This window comes from Pseudovibrio denitrificans JCM 12308 (assembly GCF_001310815.1).
GTDB classification, from domain to species: domain Bacteria; phylum Pseudomonadota; class Alphaproteobacteria; order Rhizobiales; family Stappiaceae; genus Pseudovibrio; species Pseudovibrio denitrificans.
Genome location: NZ_BAZK01000021.1, coordinates 40,679 through 62,057, shown reverse-complemented (window position 1 = coordinate 62,057; position 21,379 = coordinate 40,679). Strand labels below are relative to the sequence as shown.

Sequence of the window (21,379 nt, the reverse complement as noted above, 5' to 3'; positions counted from 1 at the left end):
CGATGAATGCTCCGGCAAAAATTCAAGAGACAAAAGCAGAGCAGAGCCTGAACGCTCAGTTCGACGCAACTCTCGCGCAAACAACGCAAGATAACGCAAACCAACGCAAACAGGCGTGGGACGCTTTCAAAGCGAAAGGCATCCCGCACCGCCGCGTTGAAGAGTGGCACTACACTGACTTGCGCACCAAGATGACCGATGCGTTTGCATTGGCATCCAAGACGTCGCCAAAGGCTGACGCTTTGACTGGTGCTGGTGGTCTGGAGACCTATCGCATTGCGATCGTCAACGGTCGTTATGTACCGGAATTGTCGTCAAATCAGGCACTTGCAGGTCTAACTGTGACCGAAGCAGAGGGCTTCCTGGCCGCTCAGCTAGGCACAGACGATGCCATGGCGCACCTCAATCAGGCTCTTGTTCAGGGCGGCATCACCATCAAGATTGATGCAGATGCAACCATTGAAGCGCCAATTGAGATCGTTCGTTACACCGACGGCACAGAAGTCAGCTCCTATGCAGGCACTTCTGTTGAAATCGGTTCTGGCGCAAAAGCGCTCATCATCGAAAGCTTCGAAGGTGACGCTGAGGCTGCTTACCAGTCCAACGCTCTGACAGAAGTGAAAGTGGGCGATAAAGCCAACATTCACTGGCTGAAACTGCAGGTGGAAAGCGAAAAAGCGCAGCACATTGAGACGCTTAGCATTGAACTGGGTGCGGAAACCAATTTCCAGCACTTCATCTACAATGAAGGCTCAGCGCTGTCTCGTGCACAGCTCTTCCTGGAGTTCAAAGGCGAGGGTACCCACGCAGGTCTGCGCGGCACATGTCTGCTCAAAGACAGCCAACATGCTGATATTACACTGTTTGTGAACCATGCAGTGCCAGAATGTGAAAGCCGCGAATACTACCGCGCCGTCGTAGACGACAAAGCCCGCGCAGTCTTTCAAGGCAAGATCATTGTGGAACCAGGTGCCCAGAAGACAGACGGTCAGATGATGATCAAGTCTCTTCTTTTGAGCGATACGGCTGAAATCAATGCCAAACCTGAGCTGGAAATCTTCGCAGACGACGTTCAGTGTGCCCACGGTTCTACCACCGGCGACATTGACGAAGACCTGCTGTTCTACCTCATGGCTCGCGGTATTCCGGAAGCACAGGCGCGTAAAATCCTCGTTCTTGCATTCCTCTCTGAAGCTATTGAGGAATTTGAAGAGGAACGCTCTGTAGAATTGCTGGAAGCAATGACACGCAAGTGGCTCCACGCCGACGAGATGGTGAGCGAATGACCAAGGTCGACAACACGGCTTTCACAGCTCCATACGACGTAGAGAAGGTTCGGAAAGATTTTCCGATCCTATCCACGCAAGTCTATGGCAAGCCGTTGGTGTACCTGGATAACGGCGCTTCGGCCCAAAAGCCGCAGGCAGTTATTGATGCAATCACCAAAGCCTACAGCCAGGAATACGCCAATGTGCACCGTGGCTTACACTATCTGTCGAACACAGCCACTGAAAACTTTGAGGCGGCACGCGAGGTCGTGCGCCGCTTCCTGAATGCTCCAAGCGTGGATGAGGTGATCTTCACCAAGTCAACCACGGAAGCAATCAATCTTGTGTCCTACGGTCTGGAAGAGGACATTCAGGAAGGCGATGAGATCATCATCTCCATTCTGGAGCACCATTCCAACATCGTCCCTTGGAACTTCCTGCGGGAACGCAAAGGTGCGGTCATCAAATGGGCACCGATTGCAGAAGATGGTACATTCCTGATTGAGGAGTTTGAAAAGCTCCTGACGGATCGCACCAAAATCGTTGCAATCACCCACATGTCCAACGTCACCGGAACAGTTGTTCCAGTGAAAGAAGTGACACGTCTTGCGCACGAACGTGGTGCAAAAGTCCTGGTGGACGGCTCACAGGCTGCAGTTCATATGCCTGTAGACGTTCAGGATATCGGCTGTGACTTCTATGCAGTCACCGGGCATAAACTGTATGGCCCAAGCGGCATCGGCGTGCTCTACGGCAAGAAAGAACTTCTCAACCAGATGCGCCCATTCCAGGGTGGTGGTGAGATGATCAAGGACGTGACCGAGTGTCTCGTCACCTATGCCGAAGCACCTCATCGCTTCGAAGCTGGTACCCCACCAATCGTCCAGGCTATTGGATTAGGGGCCGCACTTGACTATATGGATAGTCTGGGGCGCGAAAATATCGCATTGCATGAAGCGTCCCTACGTGATTATGCAGAGCAGCGCTTAAAGGAAGTCAATTCCCTCAAGATCTTTGGTAATGCCAAGGATAAGGATCTATCTTCTCCTTCGAGATTGAAGGGGTGCATGCCCACGATATCTCAATGGTGATTGACAGAGCGGGCGTTGCAGTTCGGGCAGGTACGCATTGTGCGCAGCCGCTATTGGCTCGCTATGGTGTGACCAGTACATGCCGTGCAAGTTTTGGCCTGTACAACACCCATGAAGAAGTCGACCTTCTGGTAGAAGCCTTGCGTAAAGCGCAGATGATGTTTGGTTAGGACCTATGACAGACAACACACAAACAAGCGAGTTCTCTGACGGACCTTTGACAACTCCGGAAATCAACCAGAGCTCTGCGATCCCTGCAGAAGAACTGGAACGTTTGACCGGAGATATCATTGCTGCGATGAAGACCGTTTTCGATCCGGAAATCCCGGTCGATATCTACGAACTCGGTTTGATTTACAAGGTTGATATCGAGGACGATCGCACGGTCAAAATCGACATGACCTTGACCGCTCCAGGCTGCCCGGTTGCTGGCGAAATGCCGATCTGGGTAGAAAACGCAGTAAGTTCAGTACCTGGCGTTGGTGCTGTGCAGGTAGACATGACTTTTGATCCTCCATGGGATCCAAGCCGCATGTCTGACGAAGCTCGCGTCGCATTGAACTTCTTCTAAGGTTCGAACAGCGCTTACAATGTATGGCACCTCGACAGTGTTGAGGTGCCCATGGAGGGTGCAAAATGGCCTCAGGATTTCAGGTATTACAGCTGACAGAGGAAGCTGCTGAGCACATCCGCACACTGCTTGATGCAAGTGACGCTGATCCACTCGGATTGCGCGTTTCTATCAAGTCCGGTGGCTGTGCTGGTATGGAATACGAACTGGATCTGGTAACAGAAGCAAAGTCCGGTGACGATGTGGTGGAAGACAAAGGCGTGAAGGTCTTTGTTGATCCGGCTGCAACACTTTACTTGCTTGGAACGGAAATGGGTTTTGAATCCACAAAGTTCCGCTCTGGCTTTACCTTCAAAAATCCAAATGAAGTATCTGCTTGCGGCTGCGGTGAATCCGTAGAGTTGCAGGCGGCTGACCTTTCAAAGTTCGCTCAGAAAAACTAATAGTGCTCCTTTAAGAGCAACTATGGCAATAGGTGGGGTGCCATGTCTCTTTTTAACTCATTGAAAAACGATAATCTCGAGACGTGGCATTCCTACACAAAACATGAGTTTGTCCAGGGCCTTGGCGACGGCACACTGCCGATTGATGCCTTCAAAAAGTATCTGGTTCAGGACTATCTCTTCCTCATCGAATTTGCCCGTGCCTATGCGCTTGGCATGTACAAGTCCACTGATTTGACCCAGATGAGAAAGTGCCTTTCCTCCGCTAAAGGCATTCTGGAAGTAGAGATGGGTCTTCACATTCGCCTTTGCGAAAGCTGGGGGCTTTCAGAAGCTGAAATCGTGGCAACGCCGGAAGAGCCAGCTAATCTGGCCTACACCCGATATGTTCTCGACACCGCGATGAAAGGCGACATGCTCGATCTGAAAGTCGCGCTTGCACCATGTGCAATTGGTTACGGTGAAATTGGTGCTGAGCTGGCAAAGCAGGATGGTGCACTTGATCCAAGCAATCCGTATGCGGAGTGGATCAAAGAGTACTCCAGTGATGAGTATCAGGAACTGGCAGCGGATACTGTGAAAGAGATCGATGATCTCGGCGAACTCTACGCCACAGACGCCCGCTACGCCAAATTGTCTAGAATATTTAGAGAGGCCACTAGACTTGAGGCCAATTTCTGGCAAATGGGCCTCGAGCTATAATCATTCAAAAGATCACATCACATTTCTGTGAGTGGATGAAGTAGGCAATATTCTTGTCGGTGTTTGACTGAATATTGCAAGCTTTCGGTATATTTATTTCTTTTGGTGATAGCTTATGTCTTTGTCCGCATTTTTTCTATCTGATAAACGCCCGTTATTTCTAAAGAATATCCGCTGCCGCCCCATGTTTGGCGGTCACGGATACTATGCAAACGGAAAAATGTTCGCGCTTGTGCGTGAGAAGTCTTTGTACCTCAAGGCAGGTTCCGGTAATGTTGCAGACTTTCTTCTGACCGGTCAGTTACCCTACATCCATCAGTGTTTTGGCGAGTATTTCCCGACAAACTTCTATTCAGTTCCGCTGAATGTTGTGGAGGATGAGGCTCAGCTGACCAAGTGGATCGCAAAGGCAATCCGGCAGCTGGAACAAGCCGAGAAAACAGCTAAGGCATCTGTCACATTGGATAGCCGACAAAAAAAGACGGCAACCATACGATCTGCCGTCCCGAACCCGTTGTTCTTTTAAAGTTAGTCGCTTAGATCAAGCAACCTGTGTCACGCTGGGGATTTTCTTCTCTTCCTCAGCTTTCACAAGGTTACGGCCAGCTTTCTTTGCCGCATAAAGCGCAAGGTCAGCACGAGAAACCATGCTCTCCGCACTGTCACCCGGACGGAAAGTGGAGATGCCGATAGAAATCGTGATACGGCCAAGGTTCTCACCCGTAGAGCGCTTCACCAGTTCCTTTGCAACAACGTTCTTGCGGATCTTCTCCGCAATCACTTTCGCATCTTCAATAGTGGTGCGTGGCAGAATGATACCAAACTCTTCACCGCCGTAACGACATGCGATGTCATTGTTTTTCACGTTCTGCTTTACAGCCAGTGCAACAAGACGAAGAACCTGGTCACCGGTCTGGTGGCCGTAGTTGTCGTTGAACTGCTTGAAGTGGTCGATATCTGAAATCAGCAAGGAGAGGGGCGCATGGCTCTCTTCTGCTTCCTTCACCGCGCGCACCAAACTCTGATCGAAGTGCTTGCGGTTGTTCAGCGTGGTCAACTCATCGGTGAGCGACTCATAACGGATCGCTTCCAAACCTTCCTGCAGAACGCCAATCTGGCGACGGGAATCAACCAGCTGTTCGCGAAGCTCCTGATTGCTTTCAGCAGTTTCAGTGGTCAGCTTGGCAAGATGGATCACAAGTTTGGAAAGTTGAGAACGATCACTCACGTTCTCCAGAGCGCTCAAAGTGCGGGCAAGCTCTTCACCGTATTCGGTGGTCTTCAGCGTGCCTTTATCAAGAGCGGAAATCAGTTCCCGGACTTCCTCGGAGATCTTGTCGCCAACTTCGTCAATGCGCTCACCCAAACGGTTTGGCGACAAAAAACGGTTGTAGATCTTCTGAGTTTCTTCAGGAGAGATTTTGCCATCACGGGCAAGAATCTTATTGATGGTCCGGTTGAGAGCCCGGTTAAATCCGGATGCGTAAGAATACCACAGCTCATAGTTGCGTGGAAACGCTGGAAGCTTATTCGTTTTGATGTAATCGAGCGCACTGTCTGCATAAACAATAGTACGCTTGAACTCGTCTTCTTGACTCATGATTGCATCACCGCGTCACGGATAGGGCTACCCCATAGTTAATAAGCTAATTTAACATTAGCTTATTTAATGGGATATACCTAACCAGTGGTTAACCTCAGGAAAATGGGCTATCGGCTTTGAACTTTGGAACGAGTTTCCCGCAGCAGGAACGCCGGAATGTGGCTTGCATTACGGAAAATCGCTTCATCCTTAGGTTGGTTAGCGCGGCGACCACCTCGTGCGCGTGCTGGAGCACGGCGTTCGGTGTGCATTGGAACCATAGGTTGCTCTTCCAAGCCAGCTGGAACAGAATCAGCTTCCTGAACTGGAGCCTCCTGTGCTTCTGCTTTGGACTTACGTGAGCGATTTTTATCTTTCTGGCCACGGGTAGAGCGGCGGCGAGATTTCTTTTCTTCGACAGGCGCTGAGAAGTCGACAGGTTCGCCAACCCATTCCAGTTCCTTGCCAATGGTCTCGTTGATCGCTTGCAATGCTTTCTCGTCCTTACCCGTCACAATGGAGATCGCGGTGCCGTCACGGCCTGCGCGTCCTGTCCGGCCAATCCGGTGGACGTAATCTTCGGCCTGAATCGGCAGATCGAAGTTGAATACGTGACTTACGCTCGGAATATCCAGACCGCGTGCAGCAACATCACTGGCAACAAGGATCTTGATGTTACCTTTTTTGAAGTTGTCCAGCATGGTCATGCGGGAGCGCTGGTCCATATCGCCGTGCAAGGCGCCAACGGAAAATTCATGACGAACAAGCGAGCGGAAGAGGGTGGCCACATCGCGCTTGCGGTTACAGAACACAATCGCATTCTGTAGATCTTCAGCGCCTTCGATCAGCTCGCGCAGTTTCGCGCGCTTCTCATAATCTTCCGGCTCAGCTGCAGCAATACGCTGTGTCACCGTTTCAGCTGTAGTGGAAGCTTTAGCCACTTCAACCTTGGCAGGGTTCTGCAGGAATGTATCGGTCAGACGTTGAATTTCGCTCGGCATTGTTGCGGAGAAGAACAGGGTCTGACGCGTGAATGGGATGAGCTTACAGATGCGTTCAATGTCCGGAATGAAGCCCATGTCCAGCATGCGGTCGGCTTCATCAATCACGAGGATATCAACGCCCTGCAAAAGCAGTTTGCCGCGCTCGAAGTGATCCAACAGGCGGCCAGGTGTCGCGATCAGAACATCAGCGCCACGCTCCAGCTTGCGATCCTGCTCAGCGAAGGAAACGCCGCCAATCAGCAGAGCCACGTTCAGCTTGTGATTGACACCATAACGGTTGAAATTGTCTTCCACCTGCGCAGCAAGCTCACGGGTTGGCTCAAGAATAAGAGTTCTTGGCATCCGGGCGCGCGCACGGCCTTTTTCCAGAAGAGTAATCATCGGCAAAGTAAAGCTTGCCGTTTTCCCGGTTCCGGTTTGAGCAATGCCGAGGACATCTCTGCGTTCTAAAACGTAAGGGATGGCGCCTGCCTGAATGGCAGTCGGCTCTGTGTAACCAGAGGCTTCAACAGCGGCGAGAACTTTCTCACTAAGTCCGAGAGTGGAAAACGACATATGGCATGTTCTTTACGATAATTAAGGAGAGAAGCTGGAATCCGTATGATTTACAGGTTTCTCCAACCAGTTTGGCGGAACACTACATTTCTAAGCAGCGTTGTCAATAAATTCTGCGGCATAACCGATATATTCCTTCAAGTTATGCCAAGGTTGCTGAGTTCTAACCTACGTAAAACTCAGCAACTATTCAGAATTAAGGCTCTTTTAAATATCCAGATCAGTCGCGAACTCCGCGCGCTCCTGAATGAAGTTGAAACGAGCCTCAGGTTTGTTGCCCATAAGCTGCTCTACAGCGCTGCGGGTCTCAATCACTTCATCTTCACCAACAACCACCTTCAAAAGGGTGCGGCGTTTCGGGTCCATGGTGGTTTCTTTCAATTGCGCAGGCAGCATCTCACCCAGACCTTTAAAGCGACCAATTTCAATCTTGCCGTTCTTCTTGAAGGAGGTCTTCAGCAGCTGCTCACGGTGCTCATCATCACGGGCATACAGCGTTTTGCCACCCTGACTGATGCGGTAAAGCGGAGGAACAGCCAGATAAAGGTGCCCATTGTTGATCAGATCAGGCATCTCTTTATAGAAGAAGGTGATCAGCAGCGCCGCAATGTGCGCACCATCAACGTCCGCATCGGTCATGATCACGATGCGCTCATAACGCAGATCTTTGTCGTCGTAGTTGGAGCGTGTGCCACAACCCAGCGCCTGAATAAGGTCAGAGAGCAGCTGGTTGGCCACAAGCTTGTCACGACCAGCGTTGGCAACGTTCAGGATCTTACCACGCAGCGGCAGAACAGCTTGTGTTGAGCGATTACGGGCCTGCTTTGCAGAGCCGCCCGCTGAGTCACCCTCCACGATGAACAGTTCAGTGCCATCAGACTTACTGGTGGAACAATCTGCCAGCTTACCCGGCAAACGCAGACGGCGAACCGCAGTCTTGCGGGCAACGTCTTTTTCCTGACGACGCTTCAGGCGCTCTTCTGCGCGATCAATCACCCATTCCAGAAGCTTGTTGGCCTGGTTCGGGGAAGCCGTCAGCCAGTGATCAAAGGCATCACGAACGGCATTTTCTGCAATACGCGTCGCTTCATTCGTCGCCAGTTTGTCCTTGGTCTGACCAACAAACTCAGGCTCACGTACAAACACAGAAAGCATACCAGCCGCAGACGTCAGAACGTCATCACCAGTAATAATGGAAGCTTTCTTATTGCCGATCAGCTCACCATAAGCTTTCAGGCCGCGGAGTAGGGCATAACGAAGACCGGTCTCGTGTGTACCACCTTCCGGAGTTGGAACGGTGTTACAGTAAGAGTTGACGAACCCATCGCCTGCAAACCAGGCAACAGCCCATTCAACTGCACCATGTTTACCGGTGGCCTGTGTACGGCCAGCAAAAACCTCATCCGTCACGCGGCGCTCTTTGCCCAACGCTTCTTCCAGATAATCCTTCAGACCACCCGGGAAATGGAAGGTTGCACTTTCAGGAACACCATTGGCTTCATCAGCCAGAGATTTGGCGCAGCGCCAGCGAATCTCAACACCGCCAAACAGATAGGCTTTGGAACGGGCCATCTTCATCAGGCGGGCAGGCTTGAACTTCAGTGTTTTGCCAAAGATTTCCGCATCCGGCTTGAAGCGCACCATGGTGCCACGGCGGTTGTGAACATCACCAACCAGCTCCAAGCCGCCATCAGCAAGGCCACGACGGAACGTCTGGCGATAAAGTTTCCGGTTACGGGCAACCTCAACCACCAGCTCTTCAGAGAGCGCGTTCACAACGGAAATACCCACGCCGTGCAAACCACCGGAGGTCTCGTAGACTTTACTGTCAAACTTACCACCAGCGTGCAGGGTCGTCATAATGACTTCCAGCGCAGACTTGTCTTTATATTTGGGGTGCGGATCAATCGGGATACCGCGACCGTTATCTGTAATGGTCAGATAGCCATCTTCACTTAAGGAGACATCAATCCAGCTGGCGTGGCCTGCAACAGCCTCATCCATGGAGTTGTCAATCACTTCAGCAAACAGATGGTGCAGCGCTTTTTCATCCGTACCACCAATATACATACCCGGACGGCGACGAACAGGCTCCAGCCCTTCAAGCACCTCAATGTCGGCAGCAGTATATTCCGCATCACCCGCAGCCGTAGGAGGGGGAGTCCGGCCTGCGCTGGATGATTTGGCAGGGGAGGACGGTGCGCTTGCTGCTGGTGCTTGTTTCTTCTCAGTGCTGCCAGAAGAGGATGTCAGCTCATCCATGCTTTTGGTAACATCTGCAAACAGATCATCAGGCGTGCTCATCGTACCTCTTTGGTCTTGCGCTTAGTAGTCTCGAATCAAACGGCAGTTTTGCAGGACTGAGAGAAAAGGGCAAAGATCTGCCGGAGTTCTACTCTTGTTCCTTGTGGGTAAGCGCCAGATATACGCTTTTTCGCTTACCTGAATGTGCCGAGCCCCACCTTTAGCGGGCATCTGACAGCCATATGCGCCATTCGCGGCGAAAATACAAATGGCATTTCTGATTACCCTATGGCCTGTGGTCAAAACTTTACACCGCACATACACAATGCAGTAGCGTCATGTGCTGTAGATTGTTGCGAGCTTGCAACATGAAATTACGCTGACCGGAATGGTCGAAACTGACACTGGTTCGGTAAAGGCAAATTGGATAGTTTGCCTTGTCCATGTTTGAGAGGTGGTCGAACTGTGTAGGTTTTTTGTCAATCAGATTGAAAGCTAGGCATTTGTAAGATCATTTGTGACAATTTGAAGATATGTCGCCTTTGGAAACAAAATTGACATTTTTTCCTTTCATAGCCTGAACCTACAACGACGGCATGAAAACATGAGAAGTCAGAACCGTTGATCATTCGACAGCGGTCAAGTGAGGCACTTTGAAAAAAGCATTGTTTAAAGATGGAATGGTGACGCACCGCGCTGCGTTTACGCGTCTTATAACAAGCTTGAGCTGTGTCTCGGTTCTCACGTTCGCTGCAGTTGCAAATGTTTACGCACTCGATTCAAATAAGAGTGCCGATGCTATGGCCGCCGTCAACCAGATGGCAAACGTCACACCTCAGCAGGCTCTGAAAGAAGGGGCCCGCGCTTATTACTCCGGTGAAAAAGACAAGGCACTTTCTCCGCTTCGTTATGCTGCTGAAAACGGGCAGGCCATGGCCGCCTGGAAGCTCGGCAGAATGTACGCGCAGGGAGATGGTGTGCCAGAAGATGATCTTCAGGCGTTCCAGTACTTTTCTCAGGTCGTCCGAGAATATTCTTCCGATGGTCCCAACGCGCGCTCCGCTCCTTTCGTGGCAAGTGCACTCGTTGAACTAGGCCGTTACTTCCTGACAGGCATTGGCGATACTCCAGTCAAGCAGAACACCTATAAGGCACGTGAGGTCTTCACCTACGCCGCGTCTTATTTCGGTGATGCAGATGCCCAGTACAATCTCGGCCTTATGTATCTGGACGACAAGCTTCCGGATCATGACCGCCGTCTCGCGGCGCGTTGGCTTAAGCTGGCAGCAGTAAAAGGTCATGTGGGCGCACAGGCTAAATTCGGTGAACTTCTTTACTTTACAGAAGAACTCACCACAGCACGCATAACCGGTCTGAAATGGATGACTTTGGCGCGCAGGCAGATTGTCGGCGGTGCAAATGACACCTGGATCGTCACGCTGCACGAGAAAGCCTTCTCTCTGGCCTCCGAAAAAGAACGCCGCAAATCCGCTGAATGGGCTGATGAATGGCTCGCAAAACGCGGTCACGTGGTTGCCTCCAGCAACTAATCCACGCCCTTCCTGCATTTTCTTCTAAATATGACTTGACCACTCAGGTTATTTCTGCGATTTAAATCATGAGTTCAATATTCAAGTTTTGTTATTGACCTCTGTTTGGCGATTGTAGACCCCGATGCGGGTCTCTGGAATGTACTTGGGGTGAGTCTTTTGGCTCACCCTCTTTTTTTGCCTGAACCCCGCAGAAAAGCTAAAATTTTCACAGTCTTCACGCATATTGTTTAAGCCCCTGAAATTTCAGCCTTTTCAACAGCTGGAAGCTGATTTCTCATTTTTCACGCATGATTTGGGAAAAACTACAAAACGCTATTGCCAAGCTTTAAAACTCTGCCTATATACCTGCCTCAACAAGACGCCGCGGGGCGTCACGTTGATGAGTAACGGAGCATAGCGCAGCCTGGTAGCGCATCTGGTTTGGGACCAGAGGGTCGCAGGTTCGAATCCTGCTGCTCCGACCATCTTCTTTTTCTCTCTTAAAATTTAAGACTGAAACAGCACGGATCATCTCCGTGTTTTTTTGTGTCTGCACCAACCTTTCAGAGGCTGCGAGCTCATCAGGTGCACCGAAACTTTCTCGTACAATCAAGACCTTTATGCTGGAGCAGCAGTCTATTCGCAGGCCTCTCCAGTGGCGTTCGCAGGCCCATTTAGCAATGGTTGTGCGAAGGGCTTCAGGTGGGCATTACAGGCGGTTCTATGCGCCTCATAAAGAGCATTCAGCTTAGCAATGAGGGAAGCACGCTGGCGCAATAAAAAAGCCCAGAGGCGTAAACCTCCGGGCTTTTGAAATCTTGTGTTGTTCGGCTCTTCTTAGAAGATGAAGAGGTCCACAACGAAGAACATGCAAGCAGACAGGATCGCTGCCAGCGGCACGGTGATAACCCATGCAGCAATGATGGTCATGAAGTGCGAGCGGCGAACCAGCATACGGCGCTTCTCGTCTTCCTTGACGCGATTCTGCTTGAAGGTCTCCATGCCGGTGCTCTGCTTCACGAAAGCAATGCGGCGCTTGGACTTCATGGTGTACCACTCACGGAAGAAGCCAACACCGAAGATCGCACCCACAGCAATGTGCGTGGAGCTCACAGGCAGGCCGAGCCAGCTTGCAAAGATCACGGTGATCGCAGCGGACAGGGACACACAGTAAGCGCGCATTGGGTTCAGCTTGGTGATCTTCTCGCCAACCATACGGATCAGCTTAGGACCAAACAGCATCAGTCCGAAGGAAATACCAAACGCACCGATCAGCATCACCCACAGAGGGATCGCAACAGCTTTCGCAATGCCACCTTCCTGAATGGTGTGCACGATTGCAGAGAGCGGACCAATCGCGTTTGCAACGTCATTTGCACCATGCGCAAATGAGAGAAGCGCAGCAGAGAAAATCAGAGGCCAGCGGAACAGCGTACGCAGAGACTGGTTGCGGTTCTCCATGCCTTCAGACTGCTTGCGGATCAGTGGGCGACAAACCAGCAGCGCGATAACAAACGCTGCAGCACCAATCAGAAGAGCAATCTCGATGTCGATCTTGACGATCTTCTTCAGGCCCTTCATCGCCAGGTAGGTCGCAAATGCACCCGCCATAATCGCGATCAGCAGTGGCACCCAGCGGCGCGCAGCAGCGATTTTATCGTGCTGATAGATGATGAAGCTTTTGATGAAGGCCAGGAACAGTGCAGCAATGATGCCGCCCAGAACCGGAGAGATAACCCAGCTGGCCGCGATACCGGCCATAGTGCCCCAGCTTACAGAGCTGAAACCAGCAGCAGCAATGCCGCCACCCATCACGCCCCCAACAATGGAGTGAGTGGTGGAAACAGGTGCGCCGATCCAGGTCGCAAGGTTCAGCCAGATTGCAGCGGAAATCAGCGCCGCCAGCATCAGCTTTACGAAGTCGGTATAGTCACCAACCTGACTTGCGTCGATAATGCCCTTGGAAACCGTTTTAACAACGTCACCACCGGCAATCAAAGCGCCAGCACTCTCAAAGATGGCAGCCAGCAGCAGGGCGCCGCCGATTGTGAGAGCTTTGGAGCCCACGGAAGGGCCCACATTGTTTGCCACATCATTTGCGCCGATGTTGATCGCCAGATAGGCGCCAATACCAGCTGCAGCAACAATAATAATAGCGTTTGGTTGGTCAGAGACATAAAAACCAGCCATCGCCATAGCGAACATTAGAAAAACAAATGCGACCGCAGGAGCAACCAATGGCCGTGCCATTGCGTTGCCGGCCAGCTCTAGCCTGGAAAACTTTTCTAAGTCTTTGTCTAGAGTCGGCTTTTTTCTAAGGTTAGACATGCTGTATACTTTTTTCGCCGCGTCTTCTTCGCGTAGTTTCTCATGCACCGCGCAGCAAGCATCATACCCACTGCAATTTGGCACCCAACCCCTCATCATCCGATAAGGACAGGTGAGTGCATGTCATTTAGTGTGGCACCTTTGCCTTCAAATGAGCCTGCGCCGGAAACATTTCTCGAGGAACTTTGTGTATTAAAGCTACCTGCAAGCGCTTTTATTTCCGGTGAACGCTCAGTTCGCGTGCAAACTAGTTTTTGCGCCGGTATATTTCAAGTTAAAAATACCTATAAACTTTGGAGAAGTAACTAGTCACAGATATTTCACGAAAACTTCGCACTACCTTCACTCAAAATGGCTCAGCGTCAAGTCCAATAATACTGAAGTCAAAACCGCAAATATTGCACCTATGAGCGCAATTATTGCACTTGCTGCCGCAATGAGTGCATCTATAGTTATTTACTAAGAGAAATCGGTATAGGTTTACCAAGTGCATTGACACCAATGGCATAATTGGAGAAGAAACAGGAAAACTGGTATTTCGCCTTGGAAAACGTGTTTCCGATTCCGATGCGAGCAAGAGAGGTGACATGGTAGCTAGAATCTACAATCCAGCCAAAACGGCCATGCAGTCCGGAACCGCCAAAACCAACAACTGGGTGCTGGAGTTTGATCCGCAGTCTCCAAAGTCCATTGACCCGCTCATGGGCTACACATCTTCCGGCGACATGAAACAGCAGGTGAAGCTGAAATTCTCCTCCAAGGAAGAAGCGGTCGCGTATGCCAGCCGCAACAACATTCAGTACCGCGTTGATGAAGAGGCCAAGCGCAAGCACCGCCGTGCATCTTATTCAGATAATTTCCGTTTTGACAGATTATCTCCGTGGACACATTAAGTTTCGCCATTGAGATTATTCTCTAACGGCCTTATGAAACATCTCACGCAAGGGGCGAGCTGATCGCCCCGAGCCAAAGCGGTCCCTTAGCTCAGCTGGATAGAGCACCGGCCTTCTAAGCCGACGGTCGCAGGTTCGAATCCTGCAGGGATCGCCACTTTTTTAAACGGCTTGGCATCTTCTTCCTAAAAGTTAGTTGGACTGTTTGACAGTTTTGTATCCTTTCTGATTCGGTCTATTTTCAGGATAACCTAATGAGTTGTTACTCCTGCCACAGTCCATTTCGTGACATCTTTACTAAATAACGACTTGAAACTTTGATAGAAACATAGAGTGTGAGAATTGCTCAAGATGAGCTTTACAAGCTTGTTGGTGCGTTACTGCCTAAGTTTCAGCGGCAAGCGAAAATACAGATTTTCTTTTTAATTTCTGATGGTTACGTATTTAAGGGCTGGATCAGAATGAACTTGCTATCGTTTTCCCTTTGTTAAACTATAACAACTCACCCTGATCCGCTCACGCTATGAATAGAAGTAGTGATAGACGGTCTGATGCACTTCAAGGCGCAATGTAGAGATTTTTATCCCTTACACCTTTTAGTATATAGAGTTTTCCTCGCGTGATCTCCAAATTGAGTTGCTTTGCATGCAACATTACAACTTTATCAAGACGACTCTGCATATTGGAGCCTGTTAACAGCCTCTCCCCAACATTCAACTCGGTATTAATCACACCGGAGGTTCCTACTTTCACAAACTCTGACTCCGGTACAAAACCCAACGTATAAAAGGCTACATCCGTCCTGATGTGAACGACGCAGCCAGCTTTGGTTCTATAACCTAGGGCGCTTATCTCAATTCGAGCATCAGACTCTCGCCCTTCTTCAACGACTAAAAATCCATCTTCTGTTAAGTTGGCTCGTACTATGTGCTTAAGTTGTTGAGGGCGTGGCAAACATCCTCCACTAACTTGATCATCGATGCGAACTTCAACGGTGTTAATTGAAGTGAGGAAAGCAGCATCCACCGCCTCGTAAGAAGATAAGCTTGCCGCAAAGGCAGTCTGGGTGTATATCAAGCTCACAAACAAAGCTGCGATGGATAAATAATTTGATTTCATAACAAATCTTGCTCTAACTGTTTAAAGAGTCAGCCTCAAATGCCCTTTCACCTTCCTGAGAGAGGTGATGAACTTACTAATTTATTGAGAATTAATGTTTTTTAGAAGGTGAAGTTTTCCGCGCATAACTTCAACTTGAAGTTTTTTTGCATGCAACTCTGCGACTTTCTCAAGACGCATTTGCATATTAGTGTTGAAGCCCGATAGCATTAATGCACCAATACTAAATTCGCTACCAATGTAAGATGAGGTGGCGGGCTCTACATACTCAGATTCTGGGACATAACCATATACAAAAAAGGCGATTACTGTGTTGATGTAACCCACACAACCGGCCTCCGTCCTAAGTCCTGCGATTCTGAGTATTACTCTAGCATCAGGAATGTCACCTTCACCAAGTATTGAAAAGCCATTCTCTCGCAGGTGGGCTTCCATCTTTTTCTTTAGCCCTTGAGGGCGGGGCAAACAGCCGCCTTTTACATTATCATCAACACTAACTTGGACAGCTTTAATTGAGTTGAAGAAGGCTGAGCGCATTGTTCTGAAAGAATCTATATCTATAAGCTGAGCGAATGCTGATTGGCCACTCATCAAGCTTAAAAACATAGCAATCATGAGCAAATAAAGTTGTCTCATACCAGGCCTCTATTTAAACGATTCTGAAGTGAGCGTAATGTGCTTAAGAGTTTAATACAATTAATGGTTGTAAAATTTACACTAGATGTGCATTAGCTTTCCATAATAGTTTTGAAGAACAGAGGCTGATGTCTTTGAAAGGGCGGAAACCGCTTTCTCTGTTTTTGCACCTAAAGAGTAAATTCGTCTCATCAGTTGAGCAGTGCAGCTTTGTATTCCACGATTGTAAAGCTCTTTGAAATCTGCAGTTTTGAACCTCTCAAAACCCCAGCAAAACTGAAGGGATATAAGGTGTTCAATCCGCCGCAGTTTTAATAAATTCCTCTAATAGATCATTGTGCATGCCACATTTTTGCTGTATTTGACGGCAAAACACGCCCTAGGGGAAATCAACGAGTTGAACTGCGTGCAAAATTCATCAGAAATCCGTACTAACTGGACACGTGAAGAGGCTGAAGCCCTTTACAACCTGCCGTTTAATGACCTGCTGTTTAAAGCTCATTGCGTTCATCGCGAGCATTTTGACCCCAATGAGGTCCAGCAGAGCCAGCTCTTGAGCATCAAGACAGGCGGTTGCCCGGAAGATTGTGCTTATTGCAGTCAGTCCGCTCGCAACAACACCGAGCTTTCCGCTTCAAAGATGCTTGAAGTGCAAATGGTGCTTGAAGAAGCCAAGAAGGCGAAGGAAAGCGGTGCGACCCGTTATTGCATGGGCGCTGCCTGGCGTTCTCCAAAAGACCGCGACATGCGGGCCATCGAAATGATGGTGGAAGGCGTCAAAGAGCTCGGCATGGAAAGCTGCATGACACTTGGCATGCTGACCCCTGAGCAGATCCTGCGCCTGAAAGATGCCGGGTTGGATTATTACAACCACAACATCGACACCTCTGAGCGCTACTACAGCGAGATCATTACAACACGTAAGTTCTCCGACCGTATCGACACCCTCAATCTGGTGAAGGAAGCGGGCATCAAGGTATGTTCCGGTGGCATCGTCGGCATGGGCGAGAAGGATATGGATCGCCTCGACATGCTGGTTTCCCTGGCTACATTGGATGAGCATCCGGACAGTGTGCCGATCAACATGCTTATCCCGATTGAGGGCACACCGCTTCAGGATGCAGAGCCGGTTGATCCGATCGACTTCGTTCGTCTGATCGCTGTTGCGCGTATCATGATGCCAAAATCCCACGTACGCCTGTCCGCAGGCCGTACGGAAATGTCTGATGAAACACAGGCGATGAGCTTCTTTGCGGGTGCAAACTCCATCTTCAAAGGCGACACGCTGCTCACCACAGACAACCCTGAAGACTCCAAGGACGCAGCTCTGTTCAAACGCCTTGGCATCCGCCCAATGGGGCTGAAGAGCTGTGCGACTGCCCATGAGCCTGCTGAATAAGCATCAGGGTGCGCTGGAGCGTCTGGCGGAACGGGGGAGATCCCGTTCCCTGCTCAAAGCGCATGGCTGTGATTTCTCATCCAACGACTATCTGGCGCTGACAACAGCGCCAGAATTGCGTTTGGCAGCAGAAAATGCGCTGCAACGTGGCGTTGGCATGGGGGCAGGCGGCTCCCGTCTGCTGCGCGGCAATGATCCTGAACATGAGGCATTGGAAGAAGAAGCTGCCAAGCTTTTTGGCGCTGAGCGAACTTTGTTCTTTGGTGGCGGCTACAACGCCAATCTGGCCATGTTCTCCACGCTTCCTCAAAATGGCGATCTGGTGCTGCACGACAGCCTGATCCACGCCAGTGCGCACGACGGCATCAAACTGGGCTCAGCGCAGTCCATGGCCTTCCGCCACAATCAGGTGGACGACGCGCAAGACCGTATCAGGCAATGGCGCGAGCAGGGTGGCACGGGTCGTATCTGGTTGGCCTGCGAAAGCCTTTACAGCATGGATGGCGATCAGGCGCCGATCAGGGAACTGGTAGAGCTTGCCGATCAACGCGATGCCTTCCTGCTGGTTGATGAGGCCCATGCGACTGGCGTCCTGGGCAAGGGTGGTCGAGGTCTGGCAGCTGAGTTTGAAGGCCGTGAAAACGTTATTTCACTGCACACCTGTGGCAAAGCACTGGGCGCATCCGGCGCTCTTGTGTGCGGTCCATCGGTCATGATCGACTATCTCATCAATCGCGCCCGCGCATTCATCTACGCCACGGCGCCATCTCCACTGGTTGCGGCCATCGTCCGCGCGTCTTTGCAACTGGTGCAGAGCCAGCCGCAGCGCCGGGAGCAACTGGCCGATCTGGTCGCCCACGCAAATGCGGAGATGGAACGTCTGTGCGGTCAAAAGGGCAGCGGAACACATATTCTGCCGTTCTTAATTGGCGATGACAAACGCACCATGCGTATCGCGAAGGCCCTGCAAGAAACCGGTTACGACATCCGCGGCATTCGCCCGCCAACCGTTCCGCGTGGCACCTCCCGTCTACGTATTGCTTTGACCTTGCACGCCAGCAAGGCTGATGTATCCAGCATGTTTGAAGTGCTTGCAGAGGAAATGGATCTGGTTCCGTCATGACACAACCAATCATTGTTACTGGTACAGACACCGGCATCGGCAAAACAATCTTTTCTGCAGCGCTGACTCAGGCTCTTTCCGCCACCTACTGGAAACCTGTCCAGTCTGGCCTGGAAGAAGAAACAGATACGCAGGCTGTCACACGCCTCACAGGCTGCACGGCTTTGCCCGAAACATATCGCTTGCAAATTCCGGCATCTCCGCACTTTTCTGCAGAGGAAGAAGGCGTCCTGATTGATGTCGAGAACCTGACCCTGCCTGAGATTGATGGTCCTCTGGTGGTTGAAGGGGCAGGCGGCCTTATGGTCCCGCTCACCCGCGAGACGCTCTATATCGACCTTTTCAAAAAGTGGCAGGCACCCATTGTGCTGTGCGCCCGCACAGGTCTTGGCACCATCAATCACAGCCTGCTTTCCATTGAAGCGCTGCGAGCCCGTGGCTGCAATCTGCTCGGCATCGTATTCATTGGCGATGAAGTGGCAGATTCTGAGCGCACCATTGCAGAATACGCAGGCGTCAAAAAACTTGGCCGCTTGCCGCTGCTGAAAGAAATCACCCCAGAAACAATAAGAACAGCGTTTGTTGAGAACTTCCGTCTGGAAGATTTCTGCACGCAAACCGGGGAGACCGCTTAATGTCCAAGAGCTCACCGATCTGGCATCCGTTCACTCAGCATGCCGTGCTGCAGGAAATGACCAAGATTACCGGCGGTTCCGGTGCTTACCTGACCAAGGCTGACGGTGAAAAACTGCTCGACGCCATCGCATCCTGGTGGGTCGTCACCCACGGTCACTGCCATCCGCACGTCATTGGCGCCATCAAAGAGCAGGCCGATAAGCTGGATCAGGTGATCTTCGCTGGCCATACCCACGAACCAGCTGAACGTCTGGCCCAGCAGCTGCTGAGCTGCACACCAGATGGTCTGGATTACGTGTTCTTCTCCGACAGCGGTTCCACCAGTGTGGAAGTTGCGCTGAAGATGGCCCTCGGCTACTGGCATCATCTGGCGAGAACCGCCAGCGCATCATCGTGATGGAAAACAGCTATCACGGCGACACCATCGGCACCATGTCTGTTGGTGAGCGTGGGGTGTTCAACCAGCCTTACAATCCGCTGCTGTTTGATGTGGCTAAAGTGCCGTTCCCGTCTGCGGGCAACGAGCAAGCCACAATCGACCAGCTGGAAAAGCTCTGCGCTCAAGGCGATGTTGCCGCCTTTATTGTCGAACCTTTGGTTCTGGGCGCGGGTGGCATGCTCATGTACTCCGCAGAAACGCTGCGGGCGCTCTATGAGACCTGCAAAAAGCACAACACCCTGTTCATCGCTGATGAAGTGATGACCGGCTGGGGCCGCACAGGCAAATTGTTCGCCTGTGAGCACGCCCAGATCACGCCAGACATCGCGTGCTATTCCAAGGGCCTGACCGGCGGGTCTCTGCCACTTGCGATCACCATGTGCTCCTCAGCTATTTATGATGAGCATTATTCGACAGACAGAAGCAAAACCTTCTTCCACTCCAGCTCCTACACGGCCAACCCGATTGCGTGCGCCGCAGCAGTTGCCAATCTGGAGATCTGGGAGAACGAACCTGTCTACGAGCGCATTGAAAACCTCATTGAAATGCAGGCAGCAGGTCTGGCGCGCTTTAAGGATGACGACCGCTTCACCAACATCCGTCAGACCGGCACTATTGCCGCAATGGATATCAACGTGAAGGATCACGGTTATCTGTCCGATATTGGCCCGCGCCTCTATGAGTTCTTCAAATCTAAGAACCTGCTGCTGCGCCCACTGGGCAACACACTCTATTCCATGCCGCCTTACTGTGTAACGCAAGACGACATCAACCAGATCTACGATGCAATTGCCGAGGCCGCTGATGAACTCCTTTAAGGATCGCGGTGGACTGATTGGTTTTGGGCACTACGCCCCGCAACGACGTGTAGCAAACGCTGAAATCGAGCAGGATCTGGGCCTTGAAGAGGGCTGGATTGAGCGCCGTACAGGCATTCGCGCACGCCGCTATGTGGCGCCGGATCAAGCTCTGACAGACATCGCGCTGCCAGCTGCACAAATGGCCATCGAAGATTCTGGCATCGATCCGTCCAAGATCGGCCTGACACTGCTGGCTACCAGCACGCCGGATCACCTGCTGCCACCATCTGCTCCGCTGCTGGTGCACAAGCTCGGCCTGCCGAACTCTGGTGGCATCGATATGGCAGGTGCGTGCGCCGGGTTCCTCTACGCACTCGCCATGGCCGATGCCTATGCCAAAACGCAGGGCATTGCGGTGCTGGTCGTCGCAGCCAACATCCTGAGCCGCCGTATCAATCCGGAAGAACGGGCTAGCCGCGTGCTGTTTGCAGATGCGGCTGGAGCCGTTGTAGTGACACCGCCAACGCAGGACGGGCAGGGCATTCTTGCTTCCGATCTTGCCTCCGATGGCGCTTACTACGATCTCATCAAGATCTCAGGTGGCGGCAGCCGCAATCCGTACCGACCGGATATGGACCCCAACGAATACCTGATGAGCTTGAAAGGCGGTCAGACCGTATTCGCCAAAGCGGTGAACACCCTCACAGACTCTGCCATGAAGATATTGGATAAGGCCGGGTTGAAACCATCTGATGTGGACCACTGGGCTCCCCATCAAGCCAACGCACGGATCATTCAGGCCGTTGGAACCAATCTGGGAATAAACACCGGCAAGACTCTGATGACTCTGGGGGAGTACGGCAACAGCTCTGCGGCAACGATCCCATTCAGCCTATCCAAATGCCGTGAAGAGCGCAGCTATAAGCCCGGTGACAAGCTGTTGCTGTCTGCGATTGGCGCAGGCTTCGTCAGTGGCTCATTGCTGATCGGCATGTAACAAGGGGCGCCCACTCG

17 protein-coding genes, 2 tRNA genes and 2 pseudogenes are annotated in these 21,379 nt (G+C 51.4%); 15 read left to right on the top strand and 6 right to left on the bottom strand.

Translation table 11 applies throughout. The features are described from left to right. The first annotated feature begins 2 nt into the window (after nucleotides 1–2). From sufD to JCM12308_RS21955, 6 genes and pseudogenes are all read left to right on the top strand, one after another. Nucleotides 3–1,286, top strand: a complete 1,284-nt coding sequence (sufD, locus tag JCM12308_RS21980) for a Fe-S cluster assembly protein SufD (RefSeq protein WP_054785095.1) — start codon at nucleotides 3–5, stop codon at nucleotides 1,284–1,286. Continuing rightward, nucleotides 1,283–2,529, top strand: a pseudogene (locus tag JCM12308_RS21975) (cysteine desulfurase). The gene sufD and the pseudogene JCM12308_RS21975 overlap by 4 nt, the downstream one beginning before the upstream one ends. 5 nt (nucleotides 2,530–2,534) lie before the next feature. Next, entirely contained in the window at nucleotides 2,535–2,930 is a 396-nt protein-coding gene (locus JCM12308_RS21970; protein WP_008546804.1) for an SUF system Fe-S cluster assembly protein, read from the top strand. 65 nt (nucleotides 2,931–2,995) lie between these two features. Then, entirely contained in the window at nucleotides 2,996–3,373 is a 378-nt protein-coding gene (locus tag JCM12308_RS21965; protein ID WP_014285572.1) for a HesB/IscA family protein, read from the top strand. Between the two features lie 42 nt (nucleotides 3,374–3,415). Next, nucleotides 3,416–4,075, top strand: coding sequence for a thiaminase II (gene tenA / locus JCM12308_RS21960; protein WP_054785094.1), 660 nt, complete (start codon nucleotides 3,416–3,418; stop codon nucleotides 4,073–4,075). Between the two features lie 115 nt (nucleotides 4,076–4,190). Then, nucleotides 4,191–4,601: a TfoX/Sxy family protein gene (locus JCM12308_RS21955; RefSeq protein WP_280138414.1), complete on the top strand. Its 411-nt coding sequence runs from the start codon at nucleotides 4,191–4,193 to the stop codon at nucleotides 4,599–4,601. A gap of 15 nt (nucleotides 4,602–4,616) precedes the next feature. Here JCM12308_RS21955 and JCM12308_RS21950 read toward each other — a convergent pair whose 3' ends face one another. From JCM12308_RS21950 to parE, 3 genes are all read right to left on the bottom strand, one after another. Continuing rightward, a complete protein-coding gene (locus tag JCM12308_RS21950; protein WP_008547239.1) occupies nucleotides 4,617–5,675 on the bottom strand; it encodes a GGDEF domain-containing protein in 1,059 nt (352 codons plus the stop codon). A 110-nt stretch (nucleotides 5,676–5,785) separates the two neighbouring features. After that, entirely contained in the window at nucleotides 5,786–7,216 is a 1,431-nt protein-coding gene (locus JCM12308_RS21945) for a DEAD/DEAH box helicase (protein WP_008547180.1), read from the bottom strand. 207 nt (nucleotides 7,217–7,423) lie between these two features. Beyond that, nucleotides 7,424–9,520 (bottom strand): DNA topoisomerase IV subunit B, encoded by a 2,097-nt coding sequence (gene parE, locus JCM12308_RS21940; RefSeq protein WP_054785092.1) that lies wholly within the window; start codon nucleotides 9,518–9,520, stop codon nucleotides 7,424–7,426. A gap of 740 nt (nucleotides 9,521–10,260) precedes the next feature. On the opposite strand from parE, the gene JCM12308_RS21935 reads away from it, so the two are divergent. Further along, the gene (locus tag JCM12308_RS21935; RefSeq protein ID WP_008546711.1) at nucleotides 10,261–11,010 is read left to right on the top strand and encodes a tetratricopeptide repeat protein; all 750 of its coding nucleotides are present in this window, start codon (nucleotides 10,261–10,263) and stop codon (nucleotides 11,008–11,010) included. A gap of 390 nt (nucleotides 11,011–11,400) precedes the next feature. Further along, nucleotides 11,401–11,477, top strand: a tRNA-Pro gene (locus JCM12308_RS21930). Between the two features lie 352 nt (nucleotides 11,478–11,829). On the opposite strand, the gene JCM12308_RS21925 is transcribed toward JCM12308_RS21930, so the two are convergent. Continuing rightward, complete coding sequence (locus JCM12308_RS21925; RefSeq protein ID WP_174519212.1) at nucleotides 11,830–13,320, bottom strand: inorganic phosphate transporter; 1,491 nt, start codon at nucleotides 13,318–13,320, stop codon at nucleotides 11,830–11,832. A gap of 587 nt (nucleotides 13,321–13,907) precedes the next feature. Here JCM12308_RS21925 and JCM12308_RS21920 point away from each other — a divergent pair. After that, on the top strand, nucleotides 13,908–14,213 hold the full coding sequence (locus JCM12308_RS21920; RefSeq protein ID WP_008546405.1) for an ETC complex I subunit: 306 nt from the start codon (nucleotides 13,908–13,910) through the stop codon (nucleotides 14,211–14,213). Nucleotides 14,214–14,293: 80 nt separating this feature from the next. Continuing rightward, nucleotides 14,294–14,370 (top strand) — tRNA-Arg (locus tag JCM12308_RS21915). 401 nt (nucleotides 14,371–14,771) lie between these two features. Here JCM12308_RS21915 and JCM12308_RS21910 read toward each other — a convergent pair. Continuing rightward, the gene (locus JCM12308_RS21910; RefSeq protein WP_054785091.1) at nucleotides 14,772–15,332 is read right to left on the bottom strand and encodes a hypothetical protein; all 561 of its coding nucleotides are present in this window, start codon (nucleotides 15,330–15,332) and stop codon (nucleotides 14,772–14,774) included. Between the two features lie 81 nt (nucleotides 15,333–15,413). Next, nucleotides 15,414–15,968 (bottom strand): hypothetical protein, encoded by a 555-nt coding sequence (locus JCM12308_RS21905; RefSeq protein ID WP_054785090.1) that lies wholly within the window; start codon nucleotides 15,966–15,968, stop codon nucleotides 15,414–15,416. A gap of 397 nt (nucleotides 15,969–16,365) precedes the next feature. Between JCM12308_RS21905 and bioB the strand changes: the two genes are divergently transcribed. From bioB to JCM12308_RS21880, 5 genes and pseudogenes are all read left to right on the top strand, one after another. Beyond that, on the top strand, nucleotides 16,366–17,367 hold the full coding sequence (gene bioB / locus JCM12308_RS21900) for a biotin synthase BioB (RefSeq protein WP_244271990.1): 1,002 nt from the start codon (nucleotides 16,366–16,368) through the stop codon (nucleotides 17,365–17,367). After that, a complete protein-coding gene (locus JCM12308_RS21895; protein WP_054785088.1) occupies nucleotides 17,351–18,490 on the top strand; it encodes an 8-amino-7-oxononanoate synthase in 1,140 nt (379 codons plus the stop codon). The genes bioB and JCM12308_RS21895 overlap by 17 nt, the downstream gene beginning before the upstream one ends. Next, on the top strand, nucleotides 18,487–19,125 hold the full coding sequence (gene bioD, locus JCM12308_RS21890) for a dethiobiotin synthase (RefSeq protein ID WP_054785087.1): 639 nt from the start codon (nucleotides 18,487–18,489) through the stop codon (nucleotides 19,123–19,125). The genes JCM12308_RS21895 and bioD overlap by 4 nt, the downstream gene beginning before the upstream one ends. Beyond that, nucleotides 19,125–20,383: pseudogene (locus JCM12308_RS21885) on the top strand (adenosylmethionine--8-amino-7-oxononanoate transaminase). The gene bioD and the pseudogene JCM12308_RS21885 overlap by 1 nt, the downstream one beginning before the upstream one ends. Beyond that, on the top strand, nucleotides 20,370–21,362 hold the full coding sequence (locus JCM12308_RS21880) for a beta-ketoacyl-ACP synthase III (protein ID WP_054785086.1): 993 nt from the start codon (nucleotides 20,370–20,372) through the stop codon (nucleotides 21,360–21,362). Before JCM12308_RS21885 ends, JCM12308_RS21880 begins: the two are co-directional and overlap by 14 nt. The last annotated feature ends 17 nt before the right edge of the window (nucleotides 21,363–21,379 follow it).

What these genes read in the sequence shown, in the direction of transcription:
- sufD (WP_054785095.1), top strand. Translation starts at nt 3, where the DNA reads ATGAATGCTCCGGCAAAAATTCAAGAGACAAAAGCAGAGCAGAGCCTG.
- JCM12308_RS21970 (WP_008546804.1), top strand. Translation starts at nt 2,535, where the DNA reads ATGACAGACAACACACAAACAAGCGAGTTCTCTGACGGACCTTTGACA.
- JCM12308_RS21965 (WP_014285572.1), top strand. Translation starts at nt 2,996, where the DNA reads ATGGCCTCAGGATTTCAGGTATTACAGCTGACAGAGGAAGCTGCTGAG.
- tenA (WP_054785094.1), top strand. Translation starts at nt 3,416, where the DNA reads ATGTCTCTTTTTAACTCATTGAAAAACGATAATCTCGAGACGTGGCAT.
- JCM12308_RS21955 (WP_280138414.1), top strand. Translation starts at nt 4,191, where the DNA reads ATGTCTTTGTCCGCATTTTTTCTATCTGATAAACGCCCGTTATTTCTA.
- JCM12308_RS21950 (WP_008547239.1), bottom strand. Translation starts at nt 5,675, where the DNA reads ATGAGTCAAGAAGACGAGTTCAAGCGTACTATTGTTTATGCAGACAGT.
- JCM12308_RS21945 (WP_008547180.1), bottom strand. Translation starts at nt 7,216, where the DNA reads ATGTCGTTTTCCACTCTCGGACTTAGTGAGAAAGTTCTCGCCGCTGTT.
- parE (WP_054785092.1), bottom strand. Translation starts at nt 9,520, where the DNA reads ATGAGCACGCCTGATGATCTGTTTGCAGATGTTACCAAAAGCATGGAT.
- JCM12308_RS21935 (WP_008546711.1), top strand. Translation starts at nt 10,261, where the DNA reads ATGGCCGCCGTCAACCAGATGGCAAACGTCACACCTCAGCAGGCTCTG.
- JCM12308_RS21925 (WP_174519212.1), bottom strand. Translation starts at nt 13,320, where the DNA reads ATGTCTAACCTTAGAAAAAAGCCGACTCTAGACAAAGACTTAGAAAAG.
- JCM12308_RS21920 (WP_008546405.1), top strand. Translation starts at nt 13,908, where the DNA reads ATGGTAGCTAGAATCTACAATCCAGCCAAAACGGCCATGCAGTCCGGA.
- JCM12308_RS21910 (WP_054785091.1), bottom strand. Translation starts at nt 15,332, where the DNA reads ATGAAATCAAATTATTTATCCATCGCAGCTTTGTTTGTGAGCTTGATA.
- JCM12308_RS21905 (WP_054785090.1), bottom strand. Translation starts at nt 15,968, where the DNA reads ATGAGACAACTTTATTTGCTCATGATTGCTATGTTTTTAAGCTTGATG.
- JCM12308_RS21895 (WP_054785088.1), top strand. Translation starts at nt 17,351, where the DNA reads ATGAGCCTGCTGAATAAGCATCAGGGTGCGCTGGAGCGTCTGGCGGAA.
- bioD (WP_054785087.1), top strand. Translation starts at nt 18,487, where the DNA reads ATGACACAACCAATCATTGTTACTGGTACAGACACCGGCATCGGCAAA.
- JCM12308_RS21880 (WP_054785086.1), top strand. Translation starts at nt 20,370, where the DNA reads ATGAACTCCTTTAAGGATCGCGGTGGACTGATTGGTTTTGGGCACTAC.